Raw genomic sequence first — 3653 nt, 5'->3', positions numbered from 1 at the left:
TGCCGATGCCGAAGCTCTCTACGGCCGGATCGTCGACTTGGCCACGCAATCCGGCGGCGACGACGCGGTCGGCAGCGATCTCGCCTTGGCGATGCTGGGCTTGGGTTGGGCGACTGCGATGCAGCCCGATCGAATGCCTGCCGCCGCGGATCGACTGCAGCAATTCATCGACGCCTACCCCTCGCACGCCGACGCCGCCAGCGCGGCGGCGATGCGAATTCAATGCCTGCAGAAGGCCGACGACGAGGAGGCGGCTGTGCTTGCGATTGCGGACCTGCTTCAGCGTTGGCCATCGAGCCACAGCGCCGACCAGATGGTGCTGCAGACGCTTTCGACCGATCCGCCCGACCCGACTTCACCGCTCTGGGGTTCCCTCATGCATTGGGTGGTCCAGCAGGGACAACCGCAACAATTGTCGGCGGACTTGATCAGCCATGCGTTGTTGTTCGCCGGCCCGAAGCTGCCGCCGCCACGCTTCGATGCCTTGCTGAAACGACTGGCGGCCGAAGACAAAACGGGGCAGCGGGTTGCTGTCCTGCTGCACGATTCGACGGAACTGGGCAGCGCTGGGTTTGCCGAACAGATCGCGGCGACGTTGATCTCCGGTGACTTGGTGGATTCAACCCCGATGGCTCGCGAGTCAGCGTGCCGCTGGGCCGGCAGAACGGGGCGTTGGTCGATGCTGGCATTGGCAGCCGAGTCGACGGGGTTGAACGCAGCAGACGATCGCAGAAGCGTTCACGTCGATCGATTGTTCGCCGAGGCCCTGACGCAAACCGATCGAGGGCAATCGGCCGCCAAATGGTGGGCGCATGTCGTGGACCATCACGGCGCGACGGATTTTGCGACGTTGCTGCGTTGTGCCGAGTCTGCGGTGGCCCATGCCGACGTCGCCGAAGCCGCGCGGAGACTGGAGCGTGTGAGAGCTGCGTTGGGCGAAGAAGCATCCCAATCGACCGGCGTGCAAGTCGCGTTGGTGGATCTGTTGGCTGGCGATTTGGCAGTCCGGCGAGTCGACTTGACCGGCGCGCGATCGCTTTACGAACGTGTCGTTCGCAGTCCCGACGCAACACCGGCGCTGCGTGGACGTGCCCAATGGATGATCGGCGAAACCCACTTGATGCAGCGTCAGTTTGCCAAGGCGATTGACGACTATCGCAAGGTCGAAGGCTTGGACCCCGGAGGCCCTTATGTGGCGGCATCGCTGGTTCAAGCCGGCAAGTCGTTTGAGCAATTGGGGCTGACACGCGAGGCCGGAGATTGCTACTCAGCACTGTTAGGCCGTTTCGCCGACAGTTCCTACGCGACCGAAGCACGACGCCGGATGGCGGTATTGCCAGGCGCCGCACGGTCTGCGGCCGGTGGTTCCGGCAACGGAAGCCCGCAGAACGGGTCACCGAACGACTCACCTGACGACGCCGCGTCTTACCCTTCCCCAAGTTTGCGACGCTGATTCACGCCAATCGATGAAACATTCTGACTCAAAAAAACGGTCGTCCCGAAAATCGCGTTCCAAGGTCCAATTGCGACCGGAGCGGCGACCGAGGCGACTGGCCGGACTGATCTCTCACATTCTGCCGGTGGTCGTCTTGGCCCTCGGCATGCTGTGGTGGATGTCGACGATTAATTTGGCCCAAGCCCAAACGCAACTCGCCCAAACGCAGCCGCAATTCAGGAACGCTCAGTTCGGCGGCCAGTTTCAACCCAGCCAATACGGCAACCAGCCCCAGTATTCGGCGACTCCGGGGCAGCCCGCGTTTCGTACCGCCATGCAACCTGGCGGACAGGGCCAACCGCAGTCGACGCAGAGCGGTATCCCGGCGCTGCCCGCCGAAGGGACTGCGACGGGGCAGATCGGCAGCGACGAAACCGCTGCCGATGACGCCGGTGCGAGTTGGTTTCAAACTCCCGCGTTTGTCAGCAAGGTCATGACGGGCGGTTGGTTGATGCTGCCGCTGGCGATCTGTTCGCTGGTCGTCTTGTCACTGTCTTTGGAGCGTCTGATCGCACTGCGACGCGGTCGCGTGATCCCGCGTCCGTTTGTGCGTCGTTTTACCGAGTGTGTCGAAGACGGCGTGCTCAGTTATGACGAAGCGACGGAGTTGTGCAAAGAGTTTGACTGCCCGGTCAGTGAAGTCTTTCGAGCGGCATTGCGTCGCTGGGGGCGGCCGATGTTTGAAATCGAACAGGCCGTGATGGACGCCGGCGATCGGGTTTCCGATGGGCTGAAAAAATACCTGCGCGTCTTTCACGCGATCAGCAACGTCGCTCCCTTGATCGGTTTGCTGGGCACCGTGATCGGCATGATCGATGCCTTTGAAGTGATCAGCGACCAGAACTCGATCGGACGCCCCGAAACACTCGCTAGCGGAATCAGCATGGCGCTGATGACCACCGCCGGTGGACTTGCCGTCGCCATCCCCGCCTACTTGGCGTACATGTATTTCAGCAGCAAATCCGATCGCTACCTCGGCGAAATCGAAAAACTTTGCCAACGTGTGATCGACTGCATCTCCGCCGAAGGTCTCGAAGACGCCGGATCCCAACGCAACAAAAAACGAAAAGCCGCCTAACAACGTGGGGTAAGCATCCTGCTTGCCAATCAGGCTGAAACGCAAGCTGGAAGCTTACGCCACTTAAACAATCTCATGGCCAAACGAAACCGATCCGACGACGATGTGACGATCAACTTGACGCCGATGATCGACGTCGTGTTTCTGCTCGTTATCTTTTTCATGGTCGGCACCAAATTCAGCGAATCGGAAAGCCGGATCGATGTCTCGGTGCCGTCGGTCGGTCCGATGCATGCCATCTCACGTGTCCCCGATGAACGCGTCGTTGAATTGACGGCCGATGGAAACGTGTTGCTCGACGGACAAGTGGTCAACAACGAACAGCTTGCCGAAATCTTGGCGTCGCAATATGCCCAGTACCCCGATCTGAAAGTCGTCGTGCGGGCCGACAGCGCGGGGTCGCTGCAAGGGTTCGCCGAAACGATCCACACCGTCCGTCGGTCGGGCGTCGCCCAAATCGGAATCGCGGTGAAAGTGGATGCGGGCGGAGGCGGAGGAATGCTCCGTTGAATCTGATCAGTCAAATCACGGGCCTGTGGGACGATCCGCGACTGATCTACGCCGTCGCCATCGCCGCAGTCGTTTTGTTGGCGATCACGATCTGGCTGTTCCGTCGGGCCAAGCGCGATGGACGCGCCGCCGGAACCATCTGCCTGGTCCTGTCGGTGGCCCTGCACGCTGTCCTGATTTATTTGGTGCCGTACCAGGCACAGGATGACGGCGGATCATCGGCACAGGAAGTCGATCCGATCGCAAACGGTGTCGAATCCCTGACGTTCTCCACCTTCGATCCAGACCTGGCAGTCGACGACGCATCCGGCGACGTGGACACACCGTCGATCGAGCCGTTGCCTGTCGCCGAATTGCAAGACCTGTTGGCCGAACCGTTCGACGAGCCCGTTGCAGACGACTCGCTTGCGGACATCGAACCGCAAGAACAACCGCAGACACCAAATCAACCGCCGCCGACGCCGGAATCATTGGCGACGGCCTCGCCCAGTGAGATCAGTCCCGCGCTGGAACAGATCGCGCAGGACCTCGATGCATCGCTCGATCATTTGTTGCAATCGCAACTGGAAC

3 protein-coding genes and 1 pseudogene are annotated in these 3653 nt (G+C 61.0%); all 4 read left to right on the top strand.

From position 1 onward, the window contains the following. The coding region (locus ABX749_RS25795) for a tol-pal system YbgF family protein (protein ID WP_372898535.1) at positions 1 to 1453 on the top strand (1453 nt) is incomplete at its 5' end. A 13-nt stretch (positions 1454 to 1466) separates the two neighbouring features. After that, positions 1467 to 2573: a MotA/TolQ/ExbB proton channel family protein gene (locus tag ABX749_RS25790; RefSeq protein WP_372898534.1), complete on the top strand. Its 1107-nt coding sequence runs from the start codon at positions 1467 to 1469 to the stop codon at positions 2571 to 2573. Between the two features lie 75 nt (positions 2574 to 2648). After that, entirely contained in the window at positions 2649 to 3083 is a 435-nt protein-coding gene (locus tag ABX749_RS25785) for a biopolymer transporter ExbD (RefSeq protein ID WP_145209090.1), read from the top strand. Further along, positions 3080 to 3653, top strand: a pseudogene (locus ABX749_RS25780) (hypothetical protein); the annotation flags it as partial. The gene ABX749_RS25785 and the pseudogene ABX749_RS25780, both read left to right, overlap by 4 nt.

Source organism: Stieleria sp., assembly GCF_041595215.1.
Classification (GTDB): domain Bacteria; phylum Planctomycetota; class Planctomycetia; order Pirellulales; family Pirellulaceae; genus Stieleria; species Stieleria magnilauensis.
The sequence above is the reverse complement of the archived record's forward strand: the minus strand, read 5'-3'. Positions and strand labels throughout refer to the sequence as shown.